This window comes from Glycomyces luteolus (genome assembly GCF_027622875.1).
Lineage (GTDB): Bacteria > Actinomycetota > Actinomycetes > Mycobacteriales > Micromonosporaceae > Glycomyces > Glycomyces luteolus.
This window is the reverse complement of record NZ_JAPZVP010000011.1, coordinates 16,596-35,872: the sequence shown is the minus strand read 5'-3', so window position 1 is coordinate 35,872 and position 19,277 is coordinate 16,596. Positions and strand designations below refer to the sequence as shown.

At 68.3% G+C, this 19,277-nt stretch carries 17 protein-coding genes and 1 pseudogene; 4 read left to right on the top strand and 14 right to left on the bottom strand.

Features of this window, described 5'->3' with window-relative positions; genetic code table 11:
* Nucleotides 1-143 precede the first annotated feature (143 nt).
* From O1R50_RS14910 to O1R50_RS14855, 12 genes are all read right to left on the bottom strand, one after another.
* Nucleotides 144-578 (bottom strand): hypothetical protein, encoded by a 435-nt coding sequence (locus tag O1R50_RS14910; protein ID WP_270110878.1) that lies wholly within the window; start codon nt 576-578, stop codon nt 144-146.
* Nucleotides 579-1,318: 740 nt separating this feature from the next.
* The gene (locus O1R50_RS14905) at nt 1,319-2,485 is read right to left on the bottom strand and encodes a cytochrome P450 (protein ID WP_270110877.1); all 1,167 of its coding nucleotides are present in this window, start codon (nt 2,483-2,485) and stop codon (nt 1,319-1,321) included.
* A 2-nt stretch (nt 2,486-2,487) separates the two neighbouring features.
* Nucleotides 2,488-3,912, bottom strand: a complete 1,425-nt coding sequence (locus O1R50_RS14900; protein ID WP_270110876.1) for an amino acid--tRNA ligase-related protein — start codon at nt 3,910-3,912, stop codon at nt 2,488-2,490.
* Between the two features lie 56 nt (nt 3,913-3,968).
* The gene (locus O1R50_RS14895) at nt 3,969-5,186 is read right to left on the bottom strand and encodes an MFS transporter (RefSeq protein ID WP_270110875.1); all 1,218 of its coding nucleotides are present in this window, start codon (nt 5,184-5,186) and stop codon (nt 3,969-3,971) included.
* Nucleotides 5,187-5,229: 43 nt separating this feature from the next.
* Entirely contained in the window at nt 5,230-6,117 is an 888-nt protein-coding gene (locus O1R50_RS14890) for a radical SAM protein (protein ID WP_270110874.1), read from the bottom strand.
* Complete coding sequence (locus tag O1R50_RS14885; RefSeq protein ID WP_270110873.1) at nt 6,107-6,922, bottom strand: hypothetical protein; 816 nt, start codon at nt 6,920-6,922, stop codon at nt 6,107-6,109. The genes O1R50_RS14890 and O1R50_RS14885 overlap by 11 nt, the downstream gene beginning before the upstream one ends.
* 5 nt (nt 6,923-6,927) lie before the next feature.
* Nucleotides 6,928-7,905, bottom strand: a complete 978-nt coding sequence (locus O1R50_RS14880) for a hypothetical protein (protein ID WP_270110872.1) — start codon at nt 7,903-7,905, stop codon at nt 6,928-6,930.
* Nucleotides 7,902-9,239, bottom strand: coding sequence for a radical SAM protein (locus O1R50_RS14875; protein WP_270110871.1), 1,338 nt, complete (start codon nt 9,237-9,239; stop codon nt 7,902-7,904). The genes O1R50_RS14880 and O1R50_RS14875 overlap by 4 nt, the downstream gene beginning before the upstream one ends.
* Before the next feature lie 151 nt (nt 9,240-9,390).
* Nucleotides 9,391-9,576 (bottom strand): hypothetical protein, encoded by a 186-nt coding sequence (locus O1R50_RS14870; protein ID WP_270110870.1) that lies wholly within the window; start codon nt 9,574-9,576, stop codon nt 9,391-9,393.
* Between the two features lie 222 nt (nt 9,577-9,798).
* Nucleotides 9,799-10,062 (bottom strand): hypothetical protein, encoded by a 264-nt coding sequence (locus O1R50_RS14865; RefSeq protein ID WP_270110869.1) that lies wholly within the window; start codon nt 10,060-10,062, stop codon nt 9,799-9,801.
* A gap of 648 nt (nt 10,063-10,710) precedes the next feature.
* Nucleotides 10,711-11,085 carry a hypothetical protein gene (locus O1R50_RS14860; RefSeq protein WP_270110867.1) on the bottom strand — a complete coding sequence of 125 codons (375 nt, stop codon included), beginning with the start codon at nt 11,083-11,085 and terminating at the stop codon, nt 10,711-10,713.
* 12 nt (nt 11,086-11,097) lie between these two features.
* A complete protein-coding gene (locus O1R50_RS14855) occupies nt 11,098-11,610 on the bottom strand; it encodes a hypothetical protein (RefSeq protein ID WP_270110866.1) in 513 nt (170 codons plus the stop codon).
* 206 nt (nt 11,611-11,816) lie between these two features.
* Between O1R50_RS14855 and O1R50_RS14850 the strand changes: the two genes are divergently transcribed.
* The 3 genes from O1R50_RS14850 to O1R50_RS14840 all read left to right on the top strand — a co-directional run bounded on the left by O1R50_RS14850 (nt 11,817) and on the right by O1R50_RS14840 (nt 17,191).
* Complete coding sequence (locus O1R50_RS14850) at nt 11,817-12,488, top strand: ATP-binding cassette domain-containing protein (protein WP_270110865.1); 672 nt, start codon at nt 11,817-11,819, stop codon at nt 12,486-12,488.
* Between the two features lie 147 nt (nt 12,489-12,635).
* On the top strand, nt 12,636-14,027 hold the full coding sequence (locus O1R50_RS14845) for an ABC transporter permease (protein WP_270110864.1): 1,392 nt from the start codon (nt 12,636-12,638) through the stop codon (nt 14,025-14,027).
* Between the two features lie 422 nt (nt 14,028-14,449).
* A complete protein-coding gene (locus tag O1R50_RS14840) occupies nt 14,450-17,191 on the top strand; it encodes a heavy metal translocating P-type ATPase (RefSeq protein ID WP_270110863.1) in 2,742 nt (913 codons plus the stop codon).
* Between the two features lie 123 nt (nt 17,192-17,314).
* On the opposite strand, the gene O1R50_RS14835 is transcribed toward O1R50_RS14840, so the two are convergent.
* Nucleotides 17,315-17,731, bottom strand: coding sequence for a pyridoxamine 5'-phosphate oxidase family protein (locus O1R50_RS14835; protein ID WP_270110862.1), 417 nt, complete (start codon nt 17,729-17,731; stop codon nt 17,315-17,317).
* A 217-nt stretch (nt 17,732-17,948) separates the two neighbouring features.
* On the opposite strand from O1R50_RS14835, the gene O1R50_RS26375 reads away from it, so the two are divergent.
* Nucleotides 17,949-18,398, top strand: a complete 450-nt coding sequence (locus O1R50_RS26375) for a universal stress protein (protein ID WP_408612702.1) — start codon at nt 17,949-17,951, stop codon at nt 18,396-18,398.
* A 160-nt stretch (nt 18,399-18,558) separates the two neighbouring features.
* Here the strand turns inward: O1R50_RS26375 and O1R50_RS14830 are convergent.
* Nucleotides 18,559-19,242 (bottom strand): annotated as a pseudogene (locus O1R50_RS14830) (SDR family NAD(P)-dependent oxidoreductase); the annotation flags it as partial.
* Nucleotides 19,243-19,277 lie beyond the last annotated feature (35 nt).

The window sequence follows — 19,277 nt, the reverse complement described above, 5'->3', positions numbered from 1 at the left end:
GAACAACCTGCCTGGTCAGGCAAGCCTTTCGATTTTGAGAAGGCCCAGGGCACATTTCCCCCGCGGTTCCAGGGCTTCAGGCCCTTCGTGGCGCACAGACGTGGCGGGAGAGCATGGCTTCAATCTCTGAAGGCGCCGGCTGCCTACCTGCCAAGGGGGCATACTGCTCGGCATTTGCCCGAGCGTCCCAGCTGAAACGCACGTTCCTCGATACTGCCTTCTGGAAGCGACTTCGGGTCCACCAGTCCTCGGATCGTCGCGAGCACCACCGTCTGGAGAATGGTCTCGGCACCGAGTTTCTCGTTGATCGCTTCTATCTGCCGCCGTAGATGACGGCGGGAGATGTCCAGCCACTCCGCCGCCGTGTACTGATTCGGGGCGGCGATGACGTGTGAGAGGATTTTCAATTCTGATTCAGTGAGCGGCGCAATCTTTGCGATGCCTGGTCCAGAAGGGCTCACTTGCAGTCCTTTCCACCCATATTCATCGGGAACGGCGGGGCTTCCATCTAGGATCCGGCGGCGGTTGAGGCCGTTTTCATGACGGGGCGCGATCGCTGTCCGGCTATGGCGGTTCACGGCGTGAATCTGATAGGGACTATTCAAATATCGTTCCGGGCTCAATTCAAGGCAGATGACCGGCGGGTAACCGGCAGGATTCGTCGAAGGCGGGCCCGGAGCGCAGGAGCCATGCCACAGGCCCGTCGGTGCTCAGGTGAGCCACCGTCTCATGTCCGGGGCGATGTCCCATCCATCCACCGGAAGCCGAGTGCCGATTCCGTTTGCCTCCAGCACCGCGACTACCGTCCTTCGAGCGAAGGGCGCCCCGATACAGGCATGGCCCCCTTCCCGAACGGCAGGGTGAACGAGCCTTCCGGTCTATGCGAATCCGTTCAGGGCGGCGCCAATGACTTCGCGCAGCTGCCGCGGTGTTTCAGAGGAGGGACCGTTCCGGAGCGCCTCACCACCGAGACGGCCGCGGCATCGATGTGTCGGGGTTGGAAAAGTGGATGCATCAGTCTTCTCAGGACAGTCCAGTGCGGCGGGTCCGTGAACGCCGGCCATCGGCCCGCCAGCGCGTCCAATCGGTCCCGCGCGGTCGGTGGACCCGCGGCGGATGCCGGTTCCGTCGCGGGCTGCGCCGCCAGCCGCGAGTCGGTCAGCAGCACATCGACATCGTTCTAGCGCGTGATGAACCGCGTCAACGATCCGGGCTCCGAGAGCGCTGCCGTGCGCTCGCGCAGGGCGCCGGACGATCGAATCGTCCTGGGGAGCGCCACCGGCCCCCGCGCCTCGGTAGCCAATTCCATACTGGACTCCTACCAGGCTACCGGCAGCGCGGTGACGCCGTACGACTGCGCGGAGTCCTGCATGGGGACCTCGTCGAGGGCCACGGCCAGTCGAAGGCCGGGGAATCGGCCGAAGAGCTCCTCGAAGATCACGCCGAGTTCGACCCGCGCGAAGTTGTGGCCCAGGCATTGGTGCGGACCGTAGCCGAAGGCCAGGTGCGACGGGTGTCTGAGTTCGGGGCGGAACGACTCGGCGTCCTCGAACCGGGCCGGATCCCGGTTCGCCACCGCAAGCGAGGCGACGACCGGTTGGCCCGCGCGGAGCGCCTGCCCTCTTATCTGGACGTCCTCGGTCGGGAGGCGGAGCACGCCGAGGTTGTTGGTCGGCAGGAACCGCAGCAGTTCCTCCACGGTCGCATCGCGGCGGCCGGTGTCGCCGAACCGGCCGTCGAGCCCATTCTCGGTCAGGTGGTACAGGACCCCCATGCCGACGACGTGGGAGACCGGGGCGTGGCCCGCGATGCGCAGTGCGAGCGCGAACGAGGCGCCGACCTGGTCGCTGACGTCGTTCCCGGCGAGCAGGTCGCTGAGCATGTCGTCGCCGGGCCGCAGCCGCTTCGCGGCGGTCAGGCCCACCAGCGCATCCCACATCGTCTGCATCGCACCGAGACGGTCCGCGCGGGGGTCGTCCCCGTCGATGATCTCGATCTGGGAGGTCAAGAGCGCCTCCATGTCCCGCGGCACGCCGAGCAGGTCGCATATGACGCGGGCCGGAGCCGGCCAGGCGAACGCCTCGAACAGGTCCGCGGACGAGCCCTGCCGCCGCATCTGCTCCAGGTGCTCGACGACGATCGCCCTGATGCGGGGCGCCGCCTTCCGCGCGGCGCGCATCGTGAACTGGCCGGTGAGCAGCTTCCGGTACCGGGAGTGTTCGGCGCCGTCCAGCCCGAAGAACCAGCCGGGGATGGGGTTGCCGTCGTCCAGCGGCGGCGGCTCGTTCACCGCCGAGGCGAACCGGGGGTCGGCGAGTGTCGCCTTGGTCTCCTCGAACGAGGCGAGCAGCCACGCGGGCCTGCCGCTGGGCGTGTCGAGCGGCGCCACCCCTGAGGTGTCGCGCACCTTTTCGTACTCCTCGATCACCGAGAACGGGCAGCGCCTCGTCAACCCCTCGGCGCCGGGAACGGGTAGGTCTCCCATGGTCATTCCTTGTCGGCGTCGCGGTCGGTGCGGCGGTGGGCGTGCGGGCCGGTCTCCCCCACGAGGCGGCCGGTACCGTCCCGGGGGTAGAGCTGCGCCTCCTGGGTCGCGAGGAGCCCTTCGAGCACGGTGAGCAGACGCTCCCAGCCGATGAACATCCCGACCATGCCCGGGGGCGCCGATTCGAGCGCGTCGAGCAGGTATCCGAAGCGCCCGTTGGGGTCGTTGATCCCGGCCTTGGCGAGGTTCTCCTCGAACTGGGTCCGGTCGGCGTACGCCCGCACGTGTGCCACCTCGATGCCCTTGAGGTACAGCTCCGCATCGGCGATCCGCTCGTTCCCGTCCGCGTCGGTCTCGCGCCTGGAGGTGATCGATCGGACGGGGTAGGCCGATTCGGACTGCTCGTCCTCCCTCCACTCCAGAGGAAGGTAGGCCTCCCATGCCGGGTTCCACTGGAGCGCTATGGCGGCGGAGATGCCGTTGCCCGGCATGACGTAGGAGGCGGCGGTGTCCAGGATGCGGTGCACGGTGGCCACGGTGGCGTCGCCGGTCTCGACCGCCAGTCGCACCTCGGTGCCCCCGCGAAGCACGTCGTCATCGCCCTCGAGGGCGATGACGCTCGCCCCCGCCTGCTCCAAGCGGTCGACGAGGACGCGCCGGGCGGCCGCGGGCCAGGACGCGGGGACGGTGAACAGCACAACCCGCTCCAGCTCGACGGCCCGCCCCTTGGCGGCTACATCGGACATTCCCTCGGGTGCGCTCACCAGGAAGTCGACGTCGTCGAGATCGACGCTGACCGCTTTCGCGAGCGTGCGGATGAGTTCCTCGACCTGCGCCATGCAGTCGCCGAGACCCTCGAACGTCGTCGCGAACACGAGCTGCTCGAACTCCATCAGGTAGTGCTCGGAGGAGGCGGCGCCGTCGCCTGCCTCGTAGCGGAAGCAGCGCCCGAAGGCGAAGCTGCGGTCCAGGCCCTCGGCAAGGGCAGTGTAGAGCGGGAACTCAGGAGATTGCAGGATCCGCAGGTCGATGTCGTCCATCCGACTGTGCGCGAGCTGGAACTCCTCGGCTCCGTACTCTTCGGAGCGCGACCAGATCATGGGCAGCACGATCTCGTCGAAGCCGCTCTCGACCAGCCATTCCCGCGCGGTCTGGCGGAGTCCGGACGCGGTCGAGAGGTGGCCCGCCGGGCGCACCGCGAGCCGGGGCCGCCGGCGGGTGCCGGAGTCGCCGGTCGAGTCCACTTCAATCTTCGCGACGGTGAGCCGGGCCGGTTCGGCGCGCTCGCCGAACACCACCGCGGGGGCCTCCCGCGGAAGTCCTCTGGGGACGCCTTCGAGCTCGATCCAGCCGCGCATGGTCGCGAGGTAGTCCGTGCCCTTGTCCCGGATCAGCCAGCCTGCCAGCCGCTCCATTCGATTCTCCATCCGACCGTTCCTCTCGTTGAGCTTCCGGCGGCTCGCCGCCGCCGACTTCGTCTTCGTCAGCCGCGCTGTCCCACCGGTTCGAACGTCTCCGGTTCACCCGCAACCTCGGGGTTCGCCGCGGACTTGAAGCGATCCGCGATATAGACGGCCAGGCAGCCGACCGCCACGGAGAGCGCGCACCAGCGGACGGCCGCCTCGACTCCCATGAACTCCCACAGCAGTCCGGTCACGAAGTCCCCCAAGGCCATCGAAAGCCCGAGAACGGCGCTCATGATCGAGGTCATGGTCGTGCGGAGCGCGTCGGGGAACAGCTGCTGCGCCCTGATCGCGTTGAGGCACATCAGTAGACCCGTGAGCGCTTCGGCCGCCACCAAGGCCGCGCCGGTCGCGACGGCACCCGCCCCAACCGTGAGCATCACGGCGCAGGTGAGGACCAGCCCGATGGGGAGCACCCGACGGGCCCCGAATCGCTCGGTGAATCTGGTGCCCCAAGCGCCGACGGCCGAGGCCGCCGTGAACACGAGTAGCACCAGGCCGAGCGACTCCGGTCGCAGCCCGATCGTCTCCATCGACAGCGGCTGCCAGGTCAAGATCAGGACGGTGAGGAGGAACCCGATGAGCGCCGCGTGGATCATCTGCGTGCGCAGCTCGCCGGTGACCGCCAGCCGCAGGCCGCGCCCGAGCAGCCGCGCCGTGGAATCCTTTGTTTCCGAACGCTGTTCGGGCCACCGCAGACGCACCCACAGCGCCACCGGCAGCAGGAGCGCTCCGGCCACGATGATCGTCGTGTCGACGGCCAAGTGCTCCGCGGTGAGGAACACGCTCGCGGCGGCCGCGCCGGAGGCGGTCCACCGGATCACGTGGACTTTGCGCATCACCCCGGCGATGCCCTCGTCCCCGATCTCCTCGTGCAAGCGGTTGAGCACCAGCGAGGTCGGCGCGCCGGAGTAGCAGGACTGGCCGATGCCCCACAGGACCAGAGCGACGGTGAAGATCAGCATCGACTGCGCGAACCCGAACGCCAGCAGTCCAAGGCCCCACAGCACCAGGCCGATCACGAGGATCCGGCGCTGGCCGTGCTTGTCACCCCAAGCGCCGCTGGGGGTCTCGACCGCGAGCGACAGCACCCCGGAGACCGCCAGCGCGATGCCGATCGTGGCTCCGGTCAGGCCGCCGTTCAACATGTGGACGACGACGGTGGCGCCGAAGATGAAGTCCGCGAACGAGACCAGGGCGACGAGTATGCCAAGGCGCCGTATCAGTACGCGTTGCATGTCAGGGGCTCCATTCGCAGGCGGGCTTCGGGTCCGGGAGGCGTCAGGTGAGCACCAGGCAGTCGAGCTTCACGCAGGAACCGGGGCGCTTGGCGGCCGCGGCGGCGCGCTTGCGTTTCAGCACCTCCTCCGGGTCGGCGGTGGCGATGTTGCCGAACGTCTCGGCGCTCCGCTGGGGGCACATCCAGATCTCGCCGTCGGAGTTGACAAAGACCCCGCGCTCGGCGGCCCCGCAGCCGGGAGTGGGCGACACCTGCCCGGTTCCCAGGAATCTGCGGAAGCGCCGGTAGTACCCCTCCCGGCCGAGCAGGCCCCGGTGCTCTTCGATCAGCGCCGACAGCGACGCCGTGGCCTCGGGGTCGATCGAGCGCAAGCTCAACGGGTGGGTCTCGGGGACGCCGACCGGCATGAGTTCGAGGTCGAGTCCGTGCGACTGCGTGAAGCGCACGATTTCGGGGAGGTCCGTGTGGTTCTTGGCGGTGATCACGACGCAGACCTGGAGTTTGCGGACGCCGTGCTCGACGAGCCGGGCGATCCCTTTGAGGGTGGCCTTTGTGCCGCCGCGCACCCGGTCGCCGATGTGTTCGGAGACGTGGTCGATCGAGACGTGGACTTCGGTGCCGCTGGAGGCCAGCAGCTCGGCGGTCTCGTCGCGGACGAGGACGGCGTTGGTGAAGACGGCGACGCTCCCGGCGTGGCGGGTCGCGACGTCGAGCAGTCCCGGGAAGTCCTCGCGCAGCAGCGGTTCGCCGCCGGTGAAGTTCACGCGGTCGATCGAGACGCCGGTGCTCTTGCACCGTTCCAACCAGCGGCGGTAGGTGTCGGGTCCGACCGGGGTCGGCGCGTATTCGGAGGTGCCGACCTCGTACCAGCAGTAGGTGCAGCTGAGGTTGCAGGAGTTGGCGATCATGAACGTCTGCTCAGACAGCATCGGAGGGTCCCTTCATCGCGTCGAGCGGTGGTGCGTCCGCGACCGTGCGCGGCAGTCGGGCCCGTGCGCGCCGCTCGGCCTCGGTCGTGGCGGCTGCGAACCTTGCGAGTCCGGCGTCGTCGTCGCGAAGGATGCGGCGGGCGGCCAAGACGAGCGATCCGCGTTCGGCGAGGCCCGGCTCGCTCGTCACCATCTGCCGCTTGTACACGGTCGCGTAGATCTGGTCGGCTTCGGCGCCGAGCACTCGCGCGGCGATCGTCCAGGCGATCGCGTCGACCCAGGCTTCCCACCTGGCGTGGGAGGCGGGTGCGAGCCGGATTCGCGCGCCGAACCACTGGTGCAGCAGTTCGTGCAGCACGTATAGCCATTGCGCGCCAACGGAGGACGCCGGGAGGCGATGCGAGATCAGGACGGTTCCGGGGAGGGAGAGCGCGCGGGGCCACTCGTGTCCGCTGGAGTAGACCTCGACGTCCCAGTCGATCGGGCCGAACTCGGCGAGGCAGCAGCGCCAGGCGGAGGCCAGTCGGCCCCAGACCGGGCCGCCGTCGTATCCGCCGTCCGCGCGAAACCGGGCGCGGTACACGAATCCGTGGTCACCGCCGGGCACCGCGATGAGTTCGCCGACCCGGGGGTCCGCCAGGCGCTCCAAGACGTCGAGATTGTGGAATGCGAGCCGTTCCCGGCGCAAGGCATCGGTGATGTTCTTGTCGAGGAGGGCGTCGAACTCGTACCCGGCGAGGGCCGGGTCGCCGACGCCCGCGACGATCGGTTCGGTGACGCCGGCGGGGTCCAACGCGAGCGGCATGCGCTTCACAGTGCCACCGCTTCCGCTCCTCGTGCAGCCGTCATGAGCTTCACCTGCGCCGATCGCGGCAGCGGGAGGTCGTAGTGGCGGTCGTCGGCGACGTCGCCGCCGATGAGCACGTTGTCGCCGAATCCCACGTGCATCGAACCGGCGGCCTTCTCTCCCAAGGAGGTCATGGGCAGCCATCGCGCGTCCGGGTTGACGCCGAAGCCGATCTCGACGACCGGACGGAGGTCGGCGAATCGTCCGCTCCGCGGTTCGCGGAGCCGTCCCTCTTCGACGGTGAACCGGCGCGGGCCATTGACTCCGGGACCATCCTGCACTTCGAGGTCGCCCCTGACCGATTCGGGCCGGCACGCGATCCAGACCTCGCCGAGGGGCAGTTGCAGGATCGGCAGGTCCGCTTGGGCGGAGCCGAAGTCGGTACGGAGGTTCCAGGGACCCCGCACGTGGAGCACGCGGCGGTCTCCGAAGTGGACTTCGATCGAGTCCGCGTCTGCCAGCGTCGACGCGAGCCGGTCGGCGCGGTCGCGCAGCGCTGCCACGGGCGTTGCGAGGGCGCGCAGGTAGACCGCCTCCAGCGACGCCGCGAGGACCGGGTCGGCGAGTCCGTGCGGGAAGTCGACACTGACGAACGCGATGCCGCCGCCGCACAGGCGCCGCAGCGACACTGGTCCGCCTACCTGGCTTTCGTTGCCCCCGAATGGATCGTGGTAGACCACCAGATCGCAGCCGATGCGCTCGCCCTGGAATTCGACGTGGGCCGCAAGGCCGTCCGGAACGGGAGGGGCCCACCGGCGGTCGTCGACCGCCAGGGTCCGCTGGACCACGGTCCAGCCCCGCAGACGGCAGCGATCCGCCAGATTAGTCCACACTGGATGGACTCCGCGCGCGACGATCAGCAGCCGGCCGGGCGTGGGACGGAGTCCGTCGATCGCCTCCGCCATCTGCTCCGCGGCGTCGTCCGGATTGGACCCGTTCATTCCCCACGGCCCGAGGTGAGGACTTCGGTGGTCATGGTGCGCATGAAGTCGCAGCGGTCGGCGCTGAGCTTGTCGCCACCCCAGAGCAGCTTCTCGAGGGTGCAGGGGCCACCGCAGATCTGGCTGGCGATGCAGCCGTCGCACTCCTCGACGGTCGGGCCTTCGAAGTGCCAGCGTCGTCCGAGTTCGATCGGATCGCCGCCCTTCGGCACTTCGACGCGGTGGTCGTTGTGGTGGACCAGGCACAGCGAACGGCGACCGTCCGCGCTGACGTACACGGGCCAGGTGCCCGCTTCGGTCCCGAAGAGGTTCCCGTCGATGCAGTGGTCGGACTGGGGCATCTTCGTACGCAGGTGGAGCGGGATGAACGTGCCCGGGGCCTGGAAGGCGATGCCGCGCTCGTCGCAGTACAGCCACATCTCGAAGACGGCCTGGGCGAGTTCGACCCCGCCGGTCTCCCAACCGGTCTCGGTCGGCTGCGGGGAGTTCAGCGCGATGACGGCCGGATTGATGCCCGATTCTTCGGCGAACCAGCGCACGTAGCGGGGCAGGGACCGGAGGTTGAGCTGGGTGGCCGTCATCAGGATGGCCGGTTCGCCCCCGAGGGCCGACCAGCGCTTGATGCCCTCGGCGGCCTTCTCGTAGCTGCCGCGGCCGCTCTTGAAGATGCGCATCTGGTCGTTGATCTCGGGAGGGCCGTCGAAGCTGAAGATGAGCTCGAATTGCTGCTCGAGGAGCCACTTCGCCCGGGTGTCGGTCAGGACGGTGCCGTTGGTGGTCATCGTCTGGCGGTAACCGGAAATCCGGCCCTCCGCCAGGGCCTTGGCGACGGTCGCGTTGGCGAGCTGGATGAGCGGCCATTCGAGGAGGGGTTCACCGCCGAAGTACTGGAGGCTGATGGAGTCGCCCTCGGCCTGGTCGATGAACCATTCGAGCGTCTGGGCCATCGTCTCCTCGCTCATGCGAGGCTGGTCCTCGGGGTAGAGCGCCTGCTGGAAGCAATAGGTGCACGCCATGTTGCAGCGCTCGGTGAGCGACATCCGCAGGCTGTTGAAGTGGCCTCGGCCCTTGGCGGACTTGGACTTGCGGCTCTCCATGAGGCGTTCCATCGCCTTGCCCGGTTCGGTGCGGACCGACACCAGCAGTCCCTCCTCGACCAGGGCCTCGACGTCGACGCCGACGGTGTCCACTGCCGTCGCACCGTCGGCGTGCTCCTTGAGCACCCGGGCTTCGGCGCTGGTCAGCTCCCAGGAGTCGAGGCTGACGCTGTTGAAGGCCAAATGCTGTCCCTGGCGTTCGATCAGGTGGATATAGCGATCGAGGAAGAGTTGCACGCTTCTACTCCAATTCACCGGGACCTGCGACGTACTGGCGATCACGGATCGATTTCGAGGTGACTTCGAATCCCGCGGGAGCTGTACTCCTCGGCGGGTTGACGGTTCAACGTGGAGGAATGCGTCCTCGCACGTTGAACCCAGTCAGCCGTTAACGACTGGCCGCTTCCGCCAATTCGGCGGCCGGGGCCTCGACGGCCTCGGACTGCTCCAGGGCGGCCATGAGCGCCGCCTCGAAGGTCTCCTCGGACCCCTCGTCCGGAGACATCAGGGGGGAGTAGGAGGAGCGGGCACAGATGTTCCCGTGCCCCTCAAGAGCGACTTCGAACTTGCGCATGTCGTTCCCCAATCCTAAATAGACCTACTTGGTGTAGGTGAGGTTGCTGACGAGCGCAATGTTTCCGAAGTCGCGCACCGCATGCAACAGTGATGTCCCAATGGGGACACGGTCGAAAGCGCGTCACCCGCCGATGCCGCGAATGTGCTACGGCCAGTGGTTCGCAGAAGGCATGAAAGAGACCGGCTGTGGTGGCTCACTGCCAGTCGAGGGTGCCCACGATCAGAGTTGGCCGGCGGCGAGTGCGATCCGGTCGCTCAGTCCGCCATCGGCGCCTTCCGTGCGGCCGAGTTCGGCGATGAGCCGCTGTTCGCTTGCGGCCGTCAGGAGACCGAACTCCGACACCGGCGCGGCGTCCGAGGGCAGGATGCGGCTGACGCGCTGGATCGCGGCGGCGAGACGACGGAAGCGGTCCGTGCCGACCTCGGATTCGAGCTCACCGAGGCGCACCTCCGCGAGAGCGGGGCGGTCGGCCAGCGGCAGCACCGCGGCGACCAGATCGAAGCGGTGACTAGCGGTCGGCCTAACTCTCGCTTATTCGAACCCAAACCCGCAGCGGGGTCGCTGCCTTCCAAACGGGCACGCATTTCGCTGTAGGTCGCGGAGTCGATTTCACCGGCGGCGTAGCGGCGGTCGAGCACCTCACGAGGTGCCTCATGGTGCCCCGACGGCTGGACGCCCTGGGCCGAGACGTGATGCGATTCGATCGCGCGGCTCAGCCTGATCACCGCCCAGACCAGCAGCACCAGGACCGCCACCCAGAACAGCATCATGAACGCCATCCACCACCAGTCACCGCCCGACATGTGGTCCGATCGGCCGTCCCAATCGTTCTGCCACATCTGATACTTCATCCGACCCACCTCGCAGTCGCCGAGTCCATCCTGTTCTCTCATCCTCCCCGCGTTGAAGCGAACATGGTCACGAATGAGGCAGTCCAACGGCCCTACAGGCACGCCGCGGGAGCTCGGCGACGCGGGTGGTCAGTGCCCCCGGCGCACGGTGCCTCCAGGTGGGAGGACAGGACGCCTTCGGCCTCGAAGGCCTTAATTCGCGCTGCGGACGACGACGATCAGCGTTTTTCTAGTGTCCGACCAGGGCCTTGGGGGGATACCCCATTTCGGCCACCGGAGCTTATTCGGGCGGTGCGAACGCCTGGAAGAAGATGGGGAACGTCCCGAGGAGACCGAGGCCGATCAGGACGAGCGAGATGGCGAGTTCCTTCCGGGACTCAACCGCCTTACCCCGGTAGAGCACGTGCAAGACGATCCAGGCGACCAGCCAGACGGCGACGGCTCCGACGGTCTTTCCCGACAGCGGCCCCACCGGGTCGTAGAAGTTGAGGAACTCCTTGATGCGCTCGTTGGCCTCCGCCAGCGTGGTCAAGAGGCCCAAGGCGAAGGAGCCGATCCCGGCGGCGAGGATGGCCGCCGTGACAGGGCCCTCCGGTTTGTCGGTGTAGTCGCCGAGTTCGGGCCCGGTCGTGCCGGCGTCCGCGTTCGAGGTCATGTCGCAGCACTCCTAGATCAAGGGGGCGGTCTTGGTGATCAGCGCTCCGAGGATCCCCGCGACCGCTGCGATGGAGAAGGCGAGCACGAACAGCGCGAGCGTGGTTCTGCGCAGCCGCTCGTGGAGAATGAGGCCGGCCCCGTAGTACAGGACGATGAAAGCGACGAGCGTGGCCAGGATCGGGCTGATCCACGCAATGTGCTCCTTCCACTCCATCCCGAAGTGATGCCACTGCTCCCTGGCCGGGTCGGCCAGCAGGACCGACCGCGGACTGTCCGGGACGTCTTCGCGGTACCACGGATAGACGATCCAGGTACCGGTCAAGACGGTGCCCCAGGCGGCGACGGCCATGGCGGTCGTGCCGATCTTCAGACGCAGGGCCCGGCCGCGGATGCCTTCGGCCGTCATCAGATGTGGCCGCAGGCTCCACAGTCCTTCGAGCCCCCCTGCGAATCCGAGCAGGAAGACCGCACCGAACACCATCCCGTGGACCAGGGTCCAGAATTCATGGTGCGTAAGGCTCACCGAAACCACCGCCCTCCCAAGTGGATGCATCCGAGCGCCTGCACCGCGTTACGGAGGACCCTAGACGGAAGACTTGGACAAGTCCCGAAAACGCGACCTTCCCACCCGGCCCGACGGTCAGATTACACGCGATGCGCCATGCCACCTGCCGTTCTAGTGCACGCTTAGCCTCAAGCGCGTCAGCCTACCCGAGTGAGGAGGACACGATGGAGGATCCGGTTCAGACGGCGGCACAGGGCGGCATCGGACCGGTGCTCGCCGCTTCCGGGATCGTCAAGTCGTATCGGCGTGGACTGTGGCCGGCCCGTCGCAGCGTGCCGGTGCTGCGCGGCGCCGACCTGGCCCTGGACGCAGGAGAGATCGTGGGCCTGGTCGGTGAGAACGGGTCGGGCAAATCCACGCTCATGAAGATTCTCGTCGGCGCCCTGGCGGCCGACGCCGGCACGGTCACCCGCGTCGGCGGGCTCGGCTACTGCCCCCAGGAGCCACTCGTATACCCCCGTCTAACCTGCGACGAGCACTTCGACCTGTTCGCCAGCGCCTACGCCATGACCGCACCCGCCGTGCAGGCCTCGCGCGAATCGCTCTATAAATCGCTCGGCTTCGCCCGCTACGCGCGCACCCGCGCCGACCAGCTCTCCGGCGGAACCCTTGCCAAGCTCAACCTCGGCCTGGCGCTGTTGGCGGACCCGCAGGTGCTGCTGCTGGACGAGCCGTACGCCGGATTCGACTTCGACACCTACCAGAAGTTCTGGCACCTTGTCGCCGACCGCCGCAGGGCGGGGCGCAGCGCGCTGATCATCTCCCACTTCGTCGTCGACGAGGAGCGGTTCGACCGCATCCTCGACCTGACCGAAGGGAAGACGGTGCCGCGGTGACCGTCCTCGTATTCGTGCGCCGGTTCCTGGCCGACTACGCCCGGAACCCGGTCAACCTGCTCCTGCTCGCCCTCGTCCCGACGGTATTCGTGGTCGTGGTCGCCACCAGCCTCGCCGACGCCGCGAAGCTACTCGGCGGGTCCGGCGGTGGAGACCGCCAGCGCCGGGTGGGCGGCGGCGTTCCTCGCAGGTGTCGCGATGTACTTTCAGACCGCGGCCACCCGCGAGGTCGACCGGCGGGTGGTCCTCGCCGGGCTGCCGCCCGCGCAGATGGTCGCGGCAAGGCTGCTCACCGGAGCCGCCCTAGCGTTGTTCGCCGCCGCCGTCGCCCTGGTCGCGCTCGCGGCGCGCACTGGCTTCGACGACCCGGCCCGGATCGTCGCCGGAACGGTGATGTTCGCACTCATCTACCTCGCGATCGGCGCCGTGATCGGCACGCTGGTGCGCAACCCGGTCAACGGCACGATCATCGTGCTGTTCGTATGGATCCTGGACGTGTTCTTCGGACCGGCGATGTCCGCTGCCGACCGGTGGGCGACCCGCCCGTTTCCCACCCACTTCGTCACCCTGTGGATGGTCGACCTACCTTCCGGACACGGCGGACGGCTCGGCGACCTGGGCTGGGCGCTGGCCTGGACCATCGGCGCGGTCGCGCTGGCCTGGCTGGTCGCGATCGCCCGCACCCGGCGCTCCCGGACCAGGCGCGCGGCACGTCCCGGCGGCGTGCACGCGCAGGTCCTCGCGGCCAGTGCGGCGGCGTGGCGCGACGCCGGGCGCAATCCTGCCTTGTGGGTGCTGTTCGCGGTGGTGCCGGTGGTGTTCATCTGGACCGCCGACGCGGTCACGCCGAACCAGCCGATCGCCCTGACGATCAGTGAGGCCGGCGAGCACCTGCCGGCCGTCTACTCCATGCCAGAGGTGCATGGTGCGACTATGGCTCCGATCGCGATCGCCTCGCTGGCTGCCCTGGTCGGGTTGTTCGCGATGGCTGACGCCCGCGACGGCGACCGCCGGGCGGCCCTCGCCGGCATGCGCACCGGAGCACTGCTCACGGCCCGCCTCGGCGTGCTCGCGGCCGCTGCGCTCGCCGCGACCGCGATCTCCTTGGCGGCCACCGCCGTCGTCTTCGACGCCGTACGCTGGCCCGTCTACATCGGGGCGAACATCCTGCTCGCGTTGACCTACGCGCTCGTCGGCGCGCTGCTCGCACCGGTCTTCGGCCGTGTTGGCGGTGTGTTCCTGGCCTTCCTGCTGCCGTTCCTGGACATCGGGATCTCCCAGAGTCCGATGCTTCGCCCTGAGCCCGCAGCGGCCGCTCAGCTGCTGCCCGGTTACGGGTGTTCGCGAGTCCTGCTCGACGGCGCTCTCACCAGCAGTTTTAATGAGACCCGGCCCTTGTTCTACGGCCTGGCCTGGCTCGCGGCGCTGGCGGTACTGGTCGCGGTCGCGTACCGCCGCGCCATCGCCCCAGTCCCCGGCGCGATCGCCGATTTCTCCGCGGCGAGTCGGACCGGCTCACGGGTAAGTCCTTCGTCTTGAGACCGGTGCACACCATCGTCTCGGTCCCGGTCACAGGTGTGGCGTGCGGCGGTCGCTGTGCCCTCCATGCTCATGCGGGTCGCCATGGGCGTCATGGTCGGAGCGGTCTTCGTCGTGCATGGCACGCATCATGAAGATCGTCGCCACCGGGCAGGCCAGCACCAACGCACCGATGGCCAGCGTCGAGGCGGATGCGCCTAGATACGAGGCCCATGATCACGGTGGCCAGCGCAATCGCGTACAGGCCCCAAGGTCGGTGTTGCATCGGATTCCCCTTTCGGTAGGACTCACCTTCGACGCGCGAACCGGCAGGTCAGGGATGGTCCGGAGTCCCTCAGACATCGGCCCAACGCCCCCTCCATGTCGGGGTACGTTCGAGGCAGGGTCGGATGCAGGACTCGCCGACCCTTTGGAGGTGCGCCGTGAGCGCTGCCGATATCGCCGTCCTCGCCGCTTCGACAGCTGCGATCATTGCGCTGGCCTGGTACTTCTTCGCACCCCGCAAAGCCCACGCCGCGACGTTCGAGGACGGGGTCCAGCGCATCGAGGTGACCGTGCGCGGCGGCTACCACCCTGATGTCATCCGGGTCCGCCAGGGCGTGCCGGTGGAGCTGGTCTTCGACCGGCAGGAGTCCGGGGAGTGCACCTCGCGGGTGGTGTTCGGCGACTTCGCCGTATCGGCCGTCCTCCCGGCGTTCGAGCGGACCACGGTGCGGCTGACACCGTCGTATGCGGGTTCGTTCGGGTTCGCCTGCGGGATGAACATGGTGCACGGCACGCTGCAGGTCGAACCCGGGGAGACCGCCGACGCGAGAGCCGGTGAGACGCCCGCGGGCACGACACCTGCGGATTCGTCCGCTTCGGCGGCGGACGAGGAGGCTTTCGAGTCAGCCGGACGCAGCGCGGAGATCGCCGGGTTGACCCGGAGGGTCGTCCTGGGGGCGGCCCTGACCGCTCCGGTACTGGTCGCGGTTATGGCCGAGAGCCTGTTCGGCGCGACGTGGGTACCGCCGTTCCTGCTCGACAACTGGGTGCAGCTCGCGCTGATCACCCCGGTCATGTTCTACACCGGTTGGCCCGTCCACCGCACCGGTTGGCTCGCCCTGGCCAATCGCAGTGCGGAAATGAACAGCCTCATCACCTTGGGCACGGTGGCCGCGTTCGGGTACAGCCTGCTGGCCACGATCGCCCCCGCGGTGCTGCCCGCGGAGGTCCGCGAGGTGTATTTCGAGGCCGTCGGTGTCATCATCACCCTGATCATGCTCGGCAGGCTGCTGGAGGCCCGCGCCAAGGCCGGTACTGGCGAGGCCATCCGAGCCCTGCTCGGCCTGCAGGCCCACACCGCCCGCGTCGTGCGAGGCGGTACCGAGACCGAAATCCCCGTCGAGGAGGTCGCCGTCGGCGACGAGGTGGTCATCCGACCCGGGGAGAAGATCCCCGTCGACGCCGTCGTCCTCTCCGGACAGTCCGCCGTGGACGAGTCGATGGTCACCGGCGAACCGATCCCGGACACGAAACGCGAACGCGACACCGTCATCGGCGCCACCATCAACACCACGGGCTCGCTGCGGGTGCGCGCGGTGAAGGTCGGCGCTGACACGATGCTCGCCCAGATCATCCGGCTCGTCCGGCAAGCGCAAGCGTCGAAGGCGCCGATCCAGCGGCTCGCCGACCGGATCTCGGCGTATTTCGTCCCCGCGGTCATCGCGATCGCCGTCGCCGCCTTCGCGATCTGGTTCGTCGCCGGGCCGCCTCCGGCGCTGACCCTGGCCCTGGTGTCAGGCGTCTCGGTGCTGATCATCGCCTGTCCGTGCGCGCTCGGCCTCGCCACCCCGCTCTCGATCATGGTCGGCACCGGGAAGGGCGCGAGGGCGGGCATCCTGATCCGCTCGGCCGAGGCGCTGGAGACCGCGCACAAGATCGGCACGATGGTGTTGGACAAGACCGGCACCATCACCGCCGGCAAACCCGCCCTGACCGATGTCGTCCCGGTCGGCGACGTCGACGAGAGGGCGCTGCTGCGGCTGGTGGCCGCCGCGGAGGTCGACAGCGAGCACCCGCTCGCCGCGGCGATCGTCGCGGGCGCTCGGCAGCGTGGGCTCGACCTACCCGGCGCGATCGCGTTCGACTCAACCACAGGCAAAGGCATCCAGGCCCGCGTCGACGGGCGCGTCCTGCTGGTCGGCACCGCCCGGCTGCTCACGGACGCAGGCATCGACACCAGCGCTCTCGAACCGATCACAGCCGAACTGTCGGCGCAAGGCAAGACGGCCGTCCACGCCGCGGTCGACGGTCGGGCGGCGGGCGTGCTGGCGGTGGCCGACACCCTGAAACCCGACTCGGTCGACGCCCTGGCGGCGCTGCAAGGTCTCGGCATCGACACGGTGATGATCACCGGCGACAATGCACGGACCGCTGCGGCCATCGCCGCCCAGGTCGGGGTGCCCCGGGTGCTGGCGGAGATCCTGCCCGAGCACAAGGCGGCCGAGATCGCCCGGCTGCAGACCGAGAGCCGCCGAGTAGGCATGGTCGGCGACGGCATAAACGACGCGCCGGCGCTGGCCCAGGCCGACGTCGGCCTGGCGATCGGCACCGGCACTGACGTCGCGATCGAGTCCGCGGACGTCACCTTGATCTCCGGGTCGCTCTGGGGCGTGGTCACCGCGATCCGCCTGTCACGGGCGACCATGCGCAACATCCGCGAGAACCTGTTCTTCGCACTGATCTACAACGCGGTCGGCATCCCGATCGCCGCAGGCCTGCTGTACCCGTTCCTGGGCGTCCGCCTCTCGCCGATGGTCGCCGCCGCGGCGATGGCGGCATCATCGCTGTCGGTGGTCGGCAACGCCAACCGGCTGCGCCGCTGGCATCCCGCCCCGCTGGCACCCGACGCTCCGCGTCCCATCGAGCCGCGAGTGCAGACCGGTACCTCCGGACCACCACAACCAGACCGACCGGCACGTGAGGAGTCCACCATGGACCACGACGCCAAGGACACGAGCCGAACCGTCGTCGACCCGGTGTGCGGCATGACCATCACGCCCGACACCGCCGCGCACACGCGCGTGGTGGACGGTGTCACCTATTACTTCTGCTCCGACGGGTGTGCTGCCTCGTTCGACAGCGAACCGGCCCGCTACACCAGACCGGCAGACGCGCGCTGAGCGCGACCGCGACGACACCGGCGCGTCAGCATTGGTGGTTCTCGGTGCCGGGTTCGGCGCTAGGACCTCGTCGTGGCCGTACGCGCACGGCCACTGGACGACAATAATCAGGGACGGCCGGAGTCACCTCGCGATGGTGAGGCGCAGGCCGGTGACTTCCAGAGGCTTGATGGCGATGATGGTGTCCAGCGGGCGAGCCATCCAGGACCGGACCTGCGGGCCGAGTTTTTCGTCGCGGCGCTTGTCGGTGATGTCACCGGCGATGCCGGAGACGAGCACGCTCCAACCGAGCCTGCTGTCCTTTTCGATCTCGTCGGCCTGGTAGGCCACTCGCAGGCCCGCGTGCCCGCGCACAGTCTGCGCGAACGCAGTCGTGTGTCGTGTATGGACGATGATCTGGCCGCTGACCATCACATGATTGAGCGGTCGAATCGTGGGGAGCCCGTTGGCGACAAAGGCGACTCGCCCGAATTCGACGTGGCCGAGCAGGCCGAGAGCGAGCTTCGGGTCGAGTTCAATCGGGACTCGTTGGTTCTCCATTTCGCCCCTCTCAGTTCAGCAGGTCTCGGTGCGTGGAGCATGAAGACGCGACCCGACTTCATTTTCGACGATATCAGGGGGCGGGCGGCCCGACCGTCAGTCGGATCAAGCTCGAAGAATCACCCGGACACGCCTCTTGGTGGCGGCGGAGATCCGCGCGTTAGAGCGCCTCGCCTGCTGATCTCAGGCACGCTAGAGGCGGAGCCGGGAGGGGTCAATGAATACATCCGAGAAGGAACAGCATCGGGATCGCATCGTGGTGGGTGTGGACGGCTCGCCGTCCTCGATGGTGGCACTGCGGTGGGCGGTGAAACAGGCGGAAGCGACTGGAGCCGAGGTGGAGGCTGTCCACGCCTGGGAGTATCCGATCAGCTTCGGGGCTCCGGTCGCGCTCCTACCAGGCGAGGACCTTGAAGCTGAAGCGGGAACGGCATTGGCCGCGGCCATCGGGAAAGTCACCGCTGGCGATTCGGGCGTAACGGTGCGACGCCGCGTCGTGCTGGGCAATCCCGCAAGCGTGCTGCTCGCTAGGGCGAAGGACGCCGACTTGCTGGTGGTCGGGAATCGAGGCTACGGCGGTTTCGCCAGGTCGTTGCTCGGTTCGGTGAGCCTGCACTGCATTCACCATGCGACTTGCCCTGTCGTCGTCGTCCGAAGCGGAGCGTGATCCCAGCCAGGCTTGACGAGCCGGACGGCGACATCGAGCCGTGAGGTCGGCAGCTGTTCGACCGGCCGGCGCGCTCGATCCGGGTTCCCGATAATCGAGCCAGGTAGCCGCCGTCTACGTACAGTTCGGAACCGGTGATGAAGGAGGCGTCGTCGCTGGCGAGGAATGCGACGCATGCCGCGACTTCCTCGGGTCTCCCCAAGCGGCCCATCGGGGTGAGTGCGATCATCCCGGATTCGAACTCGGTTCCCTTGGCGGCCTCGAGCATCGGCGTGTCGATGAAGCCGGGGTGCACCGAGTTGACGCGCACGCCCTCCGTCGCCCAGTGCAGGGCGGCGTTCTTGGTGAGGATCCGGACGGCGCCCTTTGCCGCGTGGTACGCAGGTGAGGTGCCGAACCCTCCCGAGGCTCCGAAAATAGAGCTGATGTTCACGATCGAGCCGCGGCCGGAGGCCTTCAACGCCGTCGCAGCGGTCTTCATGCCGAGGAACACGCCGGTCTGGTCGACCGCGATCGTCCGCTCCCAGTCGTCCCTTGACGTGTCCTCGATCGTGGCGAGGTCGCCGATGCCGGCGTTGTTCACCAGGACGTCGAGGCGGCCGAACTCAGCGGACGCCCGGTCGACTGCGACCTGCCATGAAGTCTCGTCACTGACATCGTGCCGCAGGTAGACCGCACGGGCCCCGAGGCTGCGGACCTGCTCGGCGACCGCTTCGCCGGGTTCGTCCTGGACGTCCGTCACGACCACCGCCGCACCTTCGGCGGCCAGACGCAGGGCCGTGGCCCGCCCGATGCCACTCGCAGCACCGGTCACCAGCGCGACCTTTCCTTCAAGCCTGCCCATCGGTCCCCCCTGTTCGTCGTGTGCTGACAGTTCAG

Bases quoted from the DNA above. Each gene is read 5' to 3' on its own strand.
- O1R50_RS14905 (WP_270110877.1), bottom strand. From the start codon at position 2,485: ATGGGAGACCTACCCGTTCCCGGCGCCGAGGGGTTGACGAGGCGCTGC.
- O1R50_RS14900 (WP_270110876.1), bottom strand. From the start codon at position 3,912: ATGGAGAATCGAATGGAGCGGCTGGCAGGCTGGCTGATCCGGGACAAG.
- O1R50_RS14895 (WP_270110875.1), bottom strand. From the start codon at position 5,186: ATGCAACGCGTACTGATACGGCGCCTTGGCATACTCGTCGCCCTGGTC.
- O1R50_RS14890 (WP_270110874.1), bottom strand. From the start codon at position 6,117: ATGCTGTCTGAGCAGACGTTCATGATCGCCAACTCCTGCAACCTCAGC.
- O1R50_RS14885 (WP_270110873.1), bottom strand. From the start codon at position 6,922: ATGCCGCTCGCGTTGGACCCCGCCGGCGTCACCGAACCGATCGTCGCG.
- O1R50_RS14880 (WP_270110872.1), bottom strand. From the start codon at position 7,905: ATGAACGGGTCCAATCCGGACGACGCCGCGGAGCAGATGGCGGAGGCG.
- O1R50_RS14870 (WP_270110870.1), bottom strand. From the start codon at position 9,576: ATGCGCAAGTTCGAAGTCGCTCTTGAGGGGCACGGGAACATCTGTGCC.
- O1R50_RS14860 (WP_270110867.1), bottom strand. From the start codon at position 11,085: ATGACCTCGAACGCGGACGCCGGCACGACCGGGCCCGAACTCGGCGAC.
- O1R50_RS14850 (WP_270110865.1), top strand. From the start codon at position 11,817: ATGGAGGATCCGGTTCAGACGGCGGCACAGGGCGGCATCGGACCGGTG.
- O1R50_RS14835 (WP_270110862.1), bottom strand. From the start codon at position 17,731: ATGGAGAACCAACGAGTCCCGATTGAACTCGACCCGAAGCTCGCTCTC.
- O1R50_RS26375 (WP_408612702.1), top strand. From the start codon at position 17,949: ATGAATACATCCGAGAAGGAACAGCATCGGGATCGCATCGTGGTGGGT.